14 protein-coding genes and 1 riboswitch are annotated in these 13,293 nt (G+C 69.8%); of the genes, 13 read left to right on the top strand and 1 reads right to left on the bottom strand.

Annotation, left to right across the window (positions count from 1 at the left end; genetic code table 11):
* The first annotated feature begins 84 nt into the window (after positions 1-84).
* Positions 85-642: a helix-turn-helix domain-containing protein gene (locus ACIRP7_RS26155; RefSeq protein ID WP_352389565.1), complete on the top strand. Its 558-nt coding sequence runs from the start codon at positions 85-87 to the stop codon at positions 640-642.
* 33 nt (positions 643-675) lie between these two features.
* Here ACIRP7_RS26155 and ACIRP7_RS26160 read toward each other — a convergent pair whose 3' ends face one another.
* Complete coding sequence (locus ACIRP7_RS26160) at positions 676-1,263, bottom strand: M23 family metallopeptidase (RefSeq protein ID WP_403664110.1); 588 nt, start codon at positions 1,261-1,263, stop codon at positions 676-678.
* Between the two features lie 272 nt (positions 1,264-1,535).
* On the opposite strand from ACIRP7_RS26160, the gene rpsB reads away from it, so the two are divergent.
* From rpsB to ACIRP7_RS26220, 12 genes are all read left to right on the top strand, one after another.
* Positions 1,536-2,486 (top strand): 30S ribosomal protein S2, encoded by a 951-nt coding sequence (rpsB, locus tag ACIRP7_RS26165; RefSeq protein ID WP_403664113.1) that lies wholly within the window; start codon positions 1,536-1,538, stop codon positions 2,484-2,486.
* A 182-nt stretch (positions 2,487-2,668) separates the two neighbouring features.
* Positions 2,669-3,505 carry a translation elongation factor Ts gene (tsf, locus tag ACIRP7_RS26170; RefSeq protein ID WP_352389439.1) on the top strand — a complete coding sequence of 279 codons (837 nt, stop codon included), beginning with the start codon at positions 2,669-2,671 and terminating at the stop codon, positions 3,503-3,505.
* Positions 3,506-3,692: 187 nt separating this feature from the next.
* On the top strand, positions 3,693-4,451 hold the full coding sequence (gene pyrH / locus ACIRP7_RS26175) for a UMP kinase (RefSeq protein ID WP_403664116.1): 759 nt from the start codon (positions 3,693-3,695) through the stop codon (positions 4,449-4,451).
* 147 nt (positions 4,452-4,598) lie between these two features.
* Entirely contained in the window at positions 4,599-5,156 is a 558-nt protein-coding gene (frr, locus tag ACIRP7_RS26180) for a ribosome recycling factor (RefSeq protein ID WP_352389441.1), read from the top strand.
* Positions 5,156-6,340 (top strand): phosphatidate cytidylyltransferase, encoded by a 1,185-nt coding sequence (locus ACIRP7_RS26185; RefSeq protein ID WP_403664119.1) that lies wholly within the window; start codon positions 5,156-5,158, stop codon positions 6,338-6,340. Before frr ends, ACIRP7_RS26185 begins: the two co-directional genes overlap by 1 nt.
* A 191-nt stretch (positions 6,341-6,531) precedes the next feature.
* Complete coding sequence (locus tag ACIRP7_RS26190) at positions 6,532-6,861, top strand: WXG100 family type VII secretion target (RefSeq protein WP_403664122.1); 330 nt, start codon at positions 6,532-6,534, stop codon at positions 6,859-6,861.
* A complete protein-coding gene (locus ACIRP7_RS26195) occupies positions 6,858-7,994 on the top strand; it encodes a WXG100 family type VII secretion target (RefSeq protein WP_403664124.1) in 1,137 nt (378 codons plus the stop codon). The genes ACIRP7_RS26190 and ACIRP7_RS26195 overlap by 4 nt, the downstream gene beginning before the upstream one ends.
* A complete protein-coding gene (locus ACIRP7_RS26200) occupies positions 7,991-8,254 on the top strand; it encodes a hypothetical protein (RefSeq protein ID WP_403664127.1) in 264 nt (87 codons plus the stop codon). The genes ACIRP7_RS26195 and ACIRP7_RS26200 overlap by 4 nt, the downstream gene beginning before the upstream one ends.
* A 37-nt stretch (positions 8,255-8,291) precedes the next feature.
* On the top strand, positions 8,292-9,398 hold the full coding sequence (gene rlmN, locus ACIRP7_RS26205) for a 23S rRNA (adenine(2503)-C(2))-methyltransferase RlmN (RefSeq protein WP_403664130.1): 1,107 nt from the start codon (positions 8,292-8,294) through the stop codon (positions 9,396-9,398).
* Positions 9,399-9,425: 27 nt separating this feature from the next.
* A riboswitch (TPP riboswitch) is annotated at positions 9,426-9,533 on the top strand.
* Positions 9,524-10,597 (top strand): thiamine ABC transporter substrate binding subunit, encoded by a 1,074-nt coding sequence (locus tag ACIRP7_RS26210; RefSeq protein WP_403664418.1) that lies wholly within the window; start codon positions 9,524-9,526, stop codon positions 10,595-10,597. It overlaps the preceding riboswitch by 10 nt.
* Positions 10,573-12,243 carry an ABC transporter permease gene (locus tag ACIRP7_RS26215; protein WP_403664133.1) on the top strand — a complete coding sequence of 557 codons (1,671 nt, stop codon included), beginning with the start codon at positions 10,573-10,575 and terminating at the stop codon, positions 12,241-12,243. Before ACIRP7_RS26210 ends, ACIRP7_RS26215 begins: the two co-directional genes overlap by 25 nt.
* On the top strand, positions 12,243-13,268 hold the full coding sequence (locus ACIRP7_RS26220) for an ABC transporter ATP-binding protein (protein ID WP_403664136.1): 1,026 nt from the start codon (positions 12,243-12,245) through the stop codon (positions 13,266-13,268). Before ACIRP7_RS26215 ends, ACIRP7_RS26220 begins: the two co-directional genes overlap by 1 nt.
* The last annotated feature ends 25 nt before the right edge of the window (positions 13,269-13,293 follow it).

The raw sequence follows: 13,293 nt of genomic DNA on the forward strand, positions 1-13,293 counted from the left end.
CCATGGCCGGTCGGACGGAGTGACTCCCGTCGGCGGTGGTGCGTCCGTACAGTGGTTGACGTGCCAAGGATTCGAGCGGCCTCCGTGGCCGAGCACCGGTCGATGCAGCGAGCCGCCCTGCTGGACGCGGCTCGCTCTTTGCTGTCCGAGGGTGGGACGGAGGCGCTGACCTTCCCGGCTCTCGCCGAGCGGACGGGGCTCGCGCGCTCGTCCGTGTACGAGTACTTCCGGTCGAGGGCCGCCGTGGTCGAGGAGCTGTGCGAGGTCGACTTCCCGGTGTGGGCCGCGGAGGTCTCGGCGGCGATGGCCGCGGCGCAGGGGGCGGAGGCCAAGGTCGAGGCGTATGTCCGGCGGCAGCTGACGCTGGTGGGGGACCGGCGGCATCGGGCCGTCGTCGCCATCTCCGCGAGCGAGCTGGACGCGGGAGCCCGGGAGAAGATCCGGGCGGCGCACGGCGGACTGGTCGCGATGATCGTCGAGGTGCTCGGCGATCTGGGGCATGAGCAGCCTCGGCTGGCGGCGATGCTGGTGCAGGGCGTGGTGGACGCGGCGGTGCGGCGGATCGAGCTGGGGGCCGCGGAGGAGCCTTCGGTGATTACCGAGGCCGCGGTTTCCATGGCGCTGCGGGGCGTGCGGGGCTGAGGCTCGTCCGGGCTGCTGGGCGGTCAGGGGCGGTCAGGGCAAGGGGGCGTCGAGTACGGGGAGCAGTCTCGACGGGCCCCTGCGCAGGAGCCACGGCGGGAGCAGGGACAGGGGATCGAGGTAGGTCTCGCCTCTGCGCAGGCCCCAGTGCACGCAGGTCGTCGTGCAGTGGGAGCCCGTTGGTTCCACCGTGCCCACCACCTCGCCCGCCTCCACCTCGTCGCCCTTCTCCACCGACGCCGTCACCGGCTCGTAGGTCGTTCGAAGATCCGTGCCCGTCAGCTCCACCGAGACGACCCCCTTGCCCGCCACCCGGCCCGCGAAGGACACCCGCCCCGGTGCCACCGCCCGTACCGGGGTGCCGGCGGGTGCTGCCAGATCGACACCCCGGTGGCCGCGGCCGTACACCGTCGCCGGTGGTTCCCAGCCGCGCAGGACCGTCGGGCGGGTGCCCAGGGGCCAGGTGCGCCCGATCGCCGGTACCGAGACGTCCGTGGTCGTGGCCGTCGGGGTGAGGGGGGCCTGCTCCGGCGTGGGTGCCGGTGCCGTCAGGAACAGCAGAAACCCCAGCACCAGCCACGTACCGCACCGCCCGAATCGACCGCATCGCTTCGCTCGCATGCGGAAACCGTCCCGCATCCGCCCCGGTCGAGGCCGGGACCTGTGGACTACTCCCGGGTTGTGGACAGCGGCGTCACCCGGTACCTCGCCGGTCCCGTACACTTCTTCTGGCGATCCGGGTCACCGGGTCGACTTCGCACGCCCCGACATCTCGCCGTCACACGGTCGGTGTCAGCGCCTCTCGGTCCTTTGCGGCAAGGCGCGTCGCGGGCGTCAGGCGCGGGTGCCCTCCGGTACCCGCGGTACAACCGAGAACACCAAGGAGAACGGCCATGGCCGTCGTCACGATGCGGGAGCTGCTGGAAAGCGGCGTCCACTTCGGTCACCAGACCCGTCGTTGGAACCCGAAGATGAAGCGCTTCATCTTCACGGAGCGCAACGGCATCTACATCATCGACCTGCTCCAGTCGCTGTCGTACATCGACCGCGCCTACGAGTTCGTCAAGGAGACCGTCGCCCACGGCGGCACGGTCATGTTCGTCGGCACGAAGAAGCAGGCGCAGGAGGCCATCGCCGAGCAGGCCACCCGCGTCGGCATGCCCTACGTCAACCAGCGCTGGCTGGGCGGCATGCTCACCAACTTCTCGACCGTCTACAAGCGTCTGCAGCGCCTCAAGGAGCTCGAGCAGATCGACTTCGAGGACGTCGCCGCTTCCGGTCTGACCAAGAAGGAGCTTCTCGTGCTCTCGCGCGAGAAGGCCAAGCTGGAGAAGACCCTCGGTGGTATCCGCGAGATGTCCAAGGTGCCCAGCGCCGTCTGGATCGTGGACACCAAGAAGGAGCACATCGCGGTCGGTGAGGCCCGGAAGCTCAACATCCCGGTCGTCGCGATCCTCGACACCAACTGCGACCCCGACGAGGTCGACTACAAGATCCCGGGCAACGACGACGCGATCCGCTCCGTCACCCTGCTCACCCGCGTGATCGCCGACGCCGTCGCCGAGGGGCTCATCTCCCGCTCGCGCGTCGCCACCGGTGACAAGGGCGAGAAGGCCGCGGGCGAGCCGCTCGCCGAGTGGGAGCGCGACCTGCTCGAGGGTGGCGAGAAGAAGGCCGAGGAGGCTCCCGCCGAGGCCGCTCCGGCCGCGGAGGCCACCGAGGCTCCTGCCGCCGAGGCCCCCGCTGCCGAGGCCGAGGCCGAGGCCCCGGCTGAGGCTCCCGCTGCCGAGGCTCCTGCCGCCGAGGCCGAGGCCGCTCCGGCCGCGGACGCCGAGCAGGCCTGATCCGTCAGCGTCAGGGGTGACGGCGGGAGTGGTACTGCATTCATCAGCGCCTCCGGCGCGGTGAACTCCGCTCCCGCCGTTCACCCGTAGGTCATCGGAGAGTCGGCGGCCCCCGGCCACATGGGGGCCGCAGACCCCGTAGATCTTCGATCTTCCAGACTTCGAGAAAGATTCACAGACTCATGGCGAACTACACCGCCGCCGACGTCAAGAAGCTCCGTGAGCTCACGGGCGCCGGCATGATGGACTGCAAGAAGGCGCTGGACGAGGCCGAGGGCGACGTCGAGAAGGCCGTCGAGGCGCTCCGGATCAAGGGCCAGAAGGGCGTCGCCAAGCGCGAGGGCCGCTCCGCCGAGAACGGCGCGGTGGTCTCCATCATCGCCGACGACAACTCCTCCGGCGTCCTCGTCGAGCTGAAGTGCGAGACGGACTTCGTCGCCAAGGGCGAGAAGTTCCAGGCCGTCGCCAACGCGATCGCCGAGCACGTCGCCAAGACCTCCCCGGCCGACCTGGAGGCCCTGCTCGCCTCCGAGATCGAGGCCGGCAAGACCGTCCAGGCGTACGTGGACGAGGCCAACGCCAACCTCGGCGAGAAGATCGTCCTGGACCGCTTCGCGCAGTTCACCGACGGCTTCGTGACCGCGTACATGCACCGCACGATGCCCGACCTGCCCCCGCAGATCGGTGTCCTCATCGAGCTGGACAAGCCGAACGCCGAGATCGCCAAGGGCGTCGCCCAGCACATCGCCGCCTTCGCGCCGAAGTACCTCTCCAAGGAGGACGTGCCGGCCGAGGTCGTCGAGTCCGAGCGTCGTATCGCCGAGGAGACCACCCGCGCCGAGGGCAAGCCCGAGGCCGCGATCGCCAAGATCGTCGAGGGTCGCCTGAACGGCTTCTTCAAGGACGCCACGCTGCTCGGTCAGCCGTACGCGCTCGACAACAAGAAGTCGGTCCAGAAGGTTCTGGACGAGGCCGGTGTCACCCTGAAGCGCTTCACGCGTATCAAGGTCGGCATCTGAGTCCGTACCGCGAGCGACGCGCGGGCCCTATAGGGTCGTCAGCAGTCGTCCGGTACGCCGCCACGCACGCGCGTGGCGGACGACAGCAGATCTGACGAGGAGGCCATTGCCGCGCATGGGATGCGAACCAGTTCCCACCGGCAGTGGCCTTCTTCGTATGTGCAACAGGTGAAAGAGGCGGGATCCCATGACCACCAAGGCCCAGAAGAGCGACGACGGCAATGTGCGCGGCCGGTTTCTGCTGAAGCTGTCCGGAGAGGCGTTCGCCGGTGGCGGGGGCCTGGGTGTGGACCCCGACGTGGTGCACAAGATCGCCCGTGAGATCGCCGCCGTCGTCCGGGACGGTGCCGAGATCGCCGTCGTCATCGGTGGCGGCAACTTCTTCCGCGGTGCCGAACTCCAGCAGCGCGGCATGGACCGCGCCCGCTCGGACTACATGGGCATGCTCGGCACCGTGATGAACTGCCTCGCCCTCCAGGACTTCCTGGAGAAGGAGGGCATCGACAGCCGGGTGCAGACCGCCATCACCATGGGCCAGGTGGCCGAGCCGTACATCCCGCTGCGTGCCGTGCGCCACCTGGAGAAGGGCCGCGTGGTCATCTTCGGCGCCGGCATGGGCATGCCGTACTTCTCCACCGACACCACCGCCGCCCAGCGCGCCCTGGAGATCGACGCCGAGGCGCTGCTCATGGGCAAGAACGGCGTGGACGGGGTCTACGACTCCGACCCGAAGACCAACCCCGACGCGGTCAAGTTCGACTCCCTCGGATACGGCGAGGTCATCACCCGTGACCTGAAGGTCGCCGACGCCACGGCCGTCACGCTGTGCCGCGACAACAAGCTCCCGATCCTGGTCTTCGAGCTCCTGGCCGAGGGCAATATCGCCCGAGCCGTCAAGGGTGAGAAGATCGGCACGCTTGTGGGTGAGCAGGACAGCCGGGACTGACCCGGGATACACCCGGTCCCTGACCGGGGGATGGACAATGTCCTGCCGGTCGGGAACCGTGCAGGAAGAAGACGCGACGCAGCCGGCCGCCGCCCCACGCATACGGAACAGCAGCCGGGCCTACTTCAAGACACGCAGGAGCAAGTGGTGATCGAAGAGACCCTCCTCGAGGCCGAGGAGAAGATGGAGAAGGCCGTCGTGGTCGCCAAGGAGGACTTCGCCGCGATCCGCACCGGGCGTGCGCACCCGGCGATGTTCAACAAGATCGTGGCCGACTACTACGGCGCGCCGACGCCGATCAACCAGCTGGCTTCGTTCTCCGTGCCGGAGCCGCGCATGGCCGTGGTGACCCCGTTCGACAAGAGCGCGCTGCGCAACATCGAGCAGGCGATCCGCGACTCCGACCTGGGCGTCAACCCGAGCAACGACGGCAACATCATCCGAGTGGTGTTCCCCGAGCTCACCGAGGAGCGCCGCCGCGACTACATCAAGGTGGCCAGGAGCAAGGCCGAGGACTCGCGCGTGTCCATCCGCTCGGTCCGCCGCAAGGCCAAGGACGCGATCGACAAGCTCGTCAAGGACGGCGAGGTCGGCGAGGACGAGGGCCGCCGTGCGGAGAAGGAGCTCGACGACGCGACGCACAAGTACGTCGCCCAGGTGGATGAGCTCCTCAAGCACAAGGAAGCGGAGCTTCTCGAGGTCTGATGAACGACTCTTCCTGGGCGACGCCGCCACACGCCGGGTACTGGGGGCCGTCCGACCAGGGGCCTGCCCAGGGGGCCGCCCCGGCGGGTCCCGCGTACGATGCGCATGACGCGCAGCACACTCGCCCCATGCCCATCGTGCCCGACGGACCGGCCGTACCCCGATCCGGCGACGACCAGGATGACGACCGGGGGACCGCTCGGCTGAGCGGTCCCTTGTTCCGGGACGGTACGTCCCGGGGCGGGACGTACCGCGACGACACGTTCCGTGCAGAGACCGCATCGGCGCAGCCCTACGCGGCGGCACCGCAGAAGCAGAATCCGGAGCCCATGCCCGACGCCTCGCAGCCGGCGCCCGCGCCGCAGAAGAAGAGCGCGGGGCGGGACCTGGGTGCGGCCATAGGGGTCGGGGTCGGGCTCGGCGTGGTGATCATCGCGTCGCTGTTCTTCGTCAAGGCCGCGTTCGTCGGCGTGATAGCGGTCGCCGTCGTGGTCGGGCTGTGGGAGCTGACGAAGCGGCTGGAGGAGCGCAAGGACATCAAGGCGCCGCTCGTTCCGTTGGCGCTCGGCGGGGCCGCGATGGTCGTCTCCGGGTACGTCCGGGGCGCGGAGGGTGCCTGGGTCGCCATGGCGCTCACGGCACTAGCGGTCCTCGTCTGGCGGATGACGGAACCGCCGGAGGGATACCTCAGGGACGTCACGGCGGGTGTCTTCGCGGCGTTCTACGTCCCGTTCCTGGCCACGTTCGTCGCCATGATGCTGGCGGCCGAGGACGGGGCGGCACGCGTGCTGACCTTCCTACTGCTGACCGTCGTCAGCGACACCGGCGCCTACGCGGTCGGCTGGCGCTTCGGCACCCACAAGCTCGCGCCGCGCATCAGCCCCGGCAAGACCCGGGAGGGCCTGGTCGGAGCGGTCACCTTCGCGATGGCGGCGGGTGCGCTGTGCATGGAGTTCCTGATCGACGACGGCGCGTGGTGGCAGGGCCTGCTGCTCGGGTTCGCGGTCGCGGCCAGCGCGACGCTGGGTGACCTCGGCGAGTCGATGATCAAGCGGGACCTCGGCATCAAGGACATGGGCACGCTCCTGCCGGGCCACGGCGGCATCATGGACCGCCTGGACTCCCTGCTGCCGACGGCGCCGGTGGTGTGGCTGTTGCTGGTGCTGTTCGTGGGCAGCGGCTGACGCACGAGGATGGGCGAGGGGCGGCAGCGACGGCTGCCGCCCCTTTGCGTTGCGCCGAGGTCGGCATAGCTCAGACCAGGTCGGCGCAAATTGTGGGTCAGACCTTGCTTCGCCTACGTAAAAGGAGCCGTTTCCGCGGGATCTCGTCCGGGATGCTGACCGTCGCGTCGGTTTTCGAACGGGGGAGCGGGATGAGTGAGCAGTTCGGGGTTGACCCCGAGACGTTGACGGATCTGGCGGGAAGGTTCGACCGGGAGGCGACGGGCCTCGCCGGGCCGATCGGGGCGTTCTCAGGAAGCGCGGCGGAGATCGGGCAGGCGTTCGGGCTGCTGGGCATCTGCGACGGGGCGTCGGAGAAGTACCGGCAGCTGTTGGAGAACACCGTCAAGGCGCTCGGACATCTTCCGGACGTGCTCAGGAGCGACGGCGACCGGCTGCGGCTGAACGCCACCCACTACGCGGACTCGGACCGGACGGCCCTCGGTTATCTGCACTCCGCGGCCTTGGGCGGCCGCCCGTGAGCGTCAACGACTGGATCGACGGCAAGGTCCTGGAGATCCTCCAGGCCGCCGGTGTGGAACTCCCCGGCGGCGACGGCGACACCCTCCGGGCCGTCGCCCGTTCCTGGGACGCCACGGGCACCGAACTGACGGATGTCGTACGGGCCGTGGACGCGGCGATCGCCGGGGTCGACAAGCAGGGCTGGCACGGTGCCGCCCGGGACGCCTTCGAGAAGCACTGGGAGGAGCAGAAGAAGGTCGTCCAGGACGTCGCCGCCAACTTCCACCATGTCGCCGGCGGCCTGCGGTCCTACGCGGACGAGATCGACGGGATCAACAAGGAGATCATCGACATCTGCGTCGAGATCGCCGAGATGGAGATCGCCGGGGTCGCGCTGTCGTTCTTCACCGGTTTCGTCTCCGACCTCGTCGCGAACACGGCGGTGGCGGCGCGGGTGGCCAGGATCGTGGACCTGGTCCGGCTGTTCACGGCGGCGGCGGAGCGGGTTGCGGGCCTCCTGGAACGGTTCTCCGGCCTGAGCGCGGAGACCGTCGCCACGCTCGAGCGGATGCTGACGGCCGTGGCCCGGGTCACCGCGACCTTCGCCAAGACAGGGCTGGAGAGCTTCGCGACGAACTTCGTGGCGGACTCGGGAAGCCTCATGGTGACCCAGGCCGTCAACGGGCAGCCGGTGACCGTGGGCGCCGACCTCAGGAACGGCGCGCTGCTCGCGGGCGGTACAGCGGGGTTCACGGCGGGAGCCGGCGCGGTCGGGGCCCGTCTCACCGGGGTGACCGGAGACCTCCTGCGGGGGGAGGGACTGCTCGGCACCGCGGTCAACGGCGCGTTCGGCAACGTCACGGGCGGTCTGACAGCCGACTACGCGAACGGCCAGGACGCGTCGACCATGGGCCAGGACGCGCTGACCAACGCGGTCGCCGGTGCCGCCGGAAATGCCCAGAACCACGGCGTCAACCACGCGCTGGAGGAGCACGGCAGCCTCGGTGGGGAACATCTCAGCGAGCAGGGCAGGCTCGCGGACGGAGCGTTCAGGAACACCGTGGGCACCACCCTCAACACCGGCGTCTACGCCGCCGCGTCCGGTATCGAGGCCGACATCCAGAACCTGACGAAGGACGAGAACGACAAGTGAGCCCCCACGGCGGAACGGCCCTCGCGGCCGTGTTCACCCCCAACCCGGACCACCACTCCACCTGGTCCGGCTTCTTCGCCCTCGTCGCCTTCGTCATCGGCTGTGCGATCGCTCTCATCGGGGTGTACGCGGCGGTCAGCACCTGGCGCGGCCTGGAGCCGTCGCGGCGCCCTGGACAGGCGCTGCCGGTGGCCCTGACCGGGGGTTTCTTCGTGGTCGTGGGCCTGGCGGTCACGGCCTTCGGGGTGTGGCTCTTCTGAACGCGGCCCCTCAAGGATCTGCGACACTGGTACAGCCATGCCTAAGCCCGGAGAACTCACTTTCATCGCCCCCCGCGGAGCCAAGAAGCCGCCGCGGCATCTCGCCGACCTCACGCCCGCCGAGCGCAAGGAGGTCGTGGCCGGGATCGGGGAGAAGCCGTTTCGTGCGAAGCAGCTCTCGCAGCACTACTTCGCCCGGTACGCGCACGACCCGGCGCAGTGGACGGACATCCCGGCAGGCTCGCGCGGCAAGCTCCAGGAGGCGTTGCTTCCCGAGCTCATGACTGTCGTACGGCACCTGTCGACCGACCAGGGGACCACGCGCAAGACGCTGTGGCGGCTGTTCGACGGGACGCTCGTGGAGTCGGTGCTGATGCGGTACCCGGACCGGGTGACCATGTGCATCAGCTCGCAGGCGGGCTGTGGCATGAACTGCCCCTTCTGTGCCACCGGGCAGGCGGGACTGGACCGCAATCTGTCCACCGCCGAGATCGTGCATCAGATCGTGGACGGGATGCGGGCACTGCGGGACGGGGAGGTTCCGGGCGGGCCCGCTCGGCTGTCCAACATCGTCTTCATGGGCATGGGTGAGCCGCTCGCCAACTACAAGCGGGTCGTCGGCTCCATTCGCGCGCTCACCGATCCCGCCCCCGACGGGCTCGGGCTCTCGCAGCGCGGTATCACCGTGTCGACCGTCGGGCTGGTGCCCGCGATCCAGCGGTTCTCCGACGAGGGCTTCAAGTGCCGGCTCGCGATCTCCCTGCACGCCCCCGACGACGAACTGCGCGACACCCTCGTCCCCGTGAACACGCGGTGGAAGGTACGCGAGGTCCTCGACGCCGGGTTCGAGTACGTCGAGAAGAGCGGGCGTCGGCTGTCCATCGAGTACGCGCTGATCCGGGACATCAACGACCAGGCATGGCGCGGTGACCGGCTGGGACGGCTGCTCAAGGGCAAGCCGGTGCACGTCAACCTCATCCCGCTGAACCCGACTCCGGGGTCCAAGTGGACCGCCTCCCGGCCCGAGGACGAGAAGGCGTTCGTGGAGGCCATCGCCGCCCATGGGGTGCCGGTGACGGTCCGGGACACCCGTGGGCAGGAGATCGACGGGGCCTGTGGCCAGCTCGCGGCCACCGAGCGGTAGTCTGACGACCGTACGCACGTACATCTTCATATCCGACAGGGGAGCGCCACAGCGCTGAGAGTGCGGCAATCGGGCCGCAGACCCTCTGAACCTCGCCCAGGTCATTCTGGGTAGGAAGTTCGGTCATCACCGTGAACAAGAAGTTCTGTGCTGTCGTCGTCGGCCTGGGCCTGGTCACGCTGTCCGCGTGCGGCTCGTCGTCCGACGGCTCCGGAAGCTCCGGCTCCAAGACCGTCACGCTCGTCAGCCACGACTCGTGGGCCGTCTCCAAGAGCGTCCTCGCCGACTTCGAGAAGAAGTCCGGCTACCGGGTCAAGGTCCTGGAGGACGGCGACGCCGGGCAGGCCGTCAACAAGGCGATCCTCACCAAGGACAACCCGCAGGGCGACGTCTTCTTCGGTGTCGACAACACGCTGCTGTCCCGCGCGCTCGACAACGGCCTCTTCCAGCCCTACCAGGCCAAGGGCGCCGATCGGATCAAGGCCGGGTACCGGGTCGACGGGGACAAGGTCACGCCCATCGACACCGGCGACATCTGCGTCAACTACGACAAGGCCTACTTCACCGCGCACAAGCTCCAGCCGCCGACGTCGTACGACGACCTGATCAAGCCCGCCTACAAGAACCTCCTCGTCACCGAGAACGCCTCCACCTCCTCGCCGGGCCTCGGCTTCCTCCTCGGGAGCGCCGCGAAGTACGGCGACGACAGCTGGCAGGGCTACTGGAAGAAGCTCAAGGCCAACGGCGTCAAGGTCGTCGACGGCTGGGAGCAGGCCTACAACGAGGAGTTCTCCGGTTCCGCCGGGGGCAAGAAGGCGAAGGCCGACCGGCCGCTCGTCGTGTCGTACGCCTCCTCGCCGCCCGCCGAGGTGATCTACGCCGACCCCAAGCCGAAGACCGCCCCCACCGGGGTCGCGCAGGGCACCTGCTTCCGGCAGATCGAGTACGCCGGACTGCTGAGCAACGCGAAGAACACCAAGGGCGGCAAGGCGCTCCTGGACTTCCTGCTCACCAAGGAGTTCCAGCAGGACATGCCGCTCAACATGTTCGTCTACCCGGTCATGGACGGCGCCCAGGTGCCGGCCGAGTTCACCGCCTACGGTCCGCAGGCCAAGGATCCCGAGACCATGGACCCGGCGAAGATCGCCGACAACCGTGACGACTGGGTCAAGTCATGGACCTCGCTCGTACTGAAGTAAGGCCACGCAAGGGCGTCAAGAACGCGGCGGCCCGGCTCGGGCTCGTGGCCGTGCCCGTCGCGTTCTTCGCCGTCTTCTTCGCCTATCCCGTCGCTGCGATCGTCACGCGCGGACTCAAGGCGGGCGGGACCTGGCACTTCGGCCGAATCGCCGATGTCCTCGCCCAGCCGGACATCCGGCACGTCCTGTGGTTCACCACCTGGCAGGCGCTCGCCTCCACCACGCTCACGCTCCTGATCGCGCTCCCCGGCGCGTACGTCTTCGCGCGCTTCGACTTCCCCGGCAAGCAGATCCTGCGGGCTGTGGTCACCGTCCCCTTCGTGCTGCCGACGGTCGTCGTCGGTACGGCCTTCCTGGCGCTGGTGGGACGCGGCGGACTGCTGGACGACCTGTGGGGCGTTCGGCTGGACACCACCGTGTGGGCGATCCTGCTCGCGCACGTCTTCTTCAACTACGCGGTCGTGGTACGGACGGTCGGCGGCCTGTGGGCCCAGCTGGATCCGCGTCAGGAGGAGGCCGCGCGGATGCTCGGCGCGTCCCGGCTCCGGGCCTGGCGGACGGTCACGCTCCCCGCGCTCGGGCCCGCAGTGGCCGCCGCCGCGCTGATGGTCTTCCTGTTCACGTTCACCTCTTTCGGTGTCGTGCAGATCCTCGGCGGGCCGACCTTCTCGACCCTCGAAGTGGAGATCTACCGGCAGACCTCCGAGATCTTCGACCTGTCCACGGCCGCCGTGCTGACGCTGATCCAGTTCGTCGCGGTGGGCGCGGTCCTCGCCCTGCACGCGTGGACCGTACGGCGCCGGGAGACCGCGCTGCGGCTCGTGGACGCGTCCGTGACCGCCCGGCGGCCGCGCGGCGCGGGGCAGTGGGGGTTGCTGGCCGGGGTCGTGGGCTGTGTCGCCGTACTCCTCGTGCTGCCGCTCGCCGTGCTCGTCCAGCGGTCGCTGGACGCCCCCGGCTTCGGCTACTACCGGGCGCTGACCCGCAGCGACGGCGGGATCTTCCTCGTCGCGCCGATCGAGGCGGTCGGGAACTCGCTGGAGTACGCCCTGGCCGCGACCGCCATCGCGGTGGCGGTCGGGGGTCTGGCGGCGGCCGCGCTGACGCGGCGGGACGCGGGGCGGTTCGTACGGGGCTTCGACGCGCTGCTGATGCTGCCGCTCGGGGTGTCCGCGGTGACGGTGGGCTTCGGGTTCCTGATCTCCCTCGACGAGCCGCCGCTGGACCTCAGGCAGTCCTGGATCCTGGTGCCGCTCGCCCAGGCGCTGGTCGGGGTGCCCTTCGTCGTGCGGACCATGCTGCCGGTGCTGCGGGCCGTGGACCACCGGCTGCGGGAGGCCGCGGCCGTGCTCGGGGCCTCCCCGTGGCGGGTGTGGCGGGAGGTCGATCTGCCCATGGTGCGGCGGGCGTTGCTGATCGCGGCGGGCTTCGCCTTCGCCGTGTCGCTGGGCGAGTTCGGGGCGACCGTGTTCATCGCACGGCCCGACAATCCGACCCTGCCGGTCGCCGTGGCCCGGCTGCTCGGGCGGGCCGGGGACCTCAACTACGGCCAGGCGATGGCCCTTTCGACGATCCTGATGGTGGTGTGCGCGGTGGCGCTGCTGGTGCTCGAACGGCTGCGGACCGACCGGACCGGGGAGTTCTGATGCTGCTGAGCCTTGAGGACGCGACGGTTCGGTTCGGAGGGCGGGCCGTCCTCGACGGAGTCGGTCTCGATGTCGCCGAGCACGAGCTCGTGTGCGTGCTCGGGCCCAGTGGCAGCGGGAAGTCGACACTGCTGCGGGCGGTCGCCGGGCTGCAACCGCTCGACGAGGGACGGGTCCTGCTCGACGGGCGTGACCAGGGCGGGGTGCCCGCGCACAAGCGCGGGGTCGGGCTGATGTTCCAGGACCATCAGCTGTTCCCGCAGCGGGACGCGGGCGCCAACGTGGCCTTCGGGCTGCGGATGCAGGGGGTTTCCAGGGCTCGACAAGACGAGCGGGTGCGGGAGTTGCTCGACCTCGTCGGGCTGCCGGGGGCCGGTCGGCGGGCCGTCGCGGGACTCTCCGGGGGTGAGCAGCAGCGGGTCGCGCTGGCCCGGGCGCTCGCTCCCCGGCCCCGGCTGCTGATGCTGGACGAGCCGCTCGGGCAGCTGGACCGTTCCCTGCGGGAGCGGCTGGTCGTCGAACTGCGGCAGCTGTTCGGGCGGTTGGGCACCACCGTGCTCGCGGTGACCCACGATCAGGGGGAGGCCTTCGCGCTCGCCGACCGGGTCGTGGTGATGCGGGAGGGGCGGATCGCCCAGTCCGGTACGCCGCTTGAGGTGTGGCAGCGGCCGGCGGACGAGTTCGTGGCCCGCTTCCTCGGCTTCGAGAACGTGGTCGAGGGGACGGTGACGGGCGAGGCCGCGGACACGGTGTGGGGCAAGGTGCCGGTGCCCTCGGGAGCCGCCCAGGGGGCTCGGAGCGTGCTGGTGCGGCCCGCGGGGGTGCGGCTCGTGGCGGCCGACGAGGGGCTGCGCTGCACGGTCGGCGCGCGGACCTTCAAGGGCACGCATGTCGCCGTACACCTGCATCCCTCGGAAGGCGACGGGCCGCGGCTGGAGGCCGCGTGTGCGCTGCGCGAGGCGCCGGAGATGGGGGACGTGGTCGGGGTCGAGTTCGACGCCGCCGAAATTGTGGTGCTGGGCTGACGGGGGCGGACCTACAGTGCGGGGC

This window comes from Streptomyces sp. NPDC102270 (genome assembly GCF_044766405.1).
GTDB lineage: Bacteria > Actinomycetota > Actinomycetes > Streptomycetales > Streptomycetaceae > Streptomyces.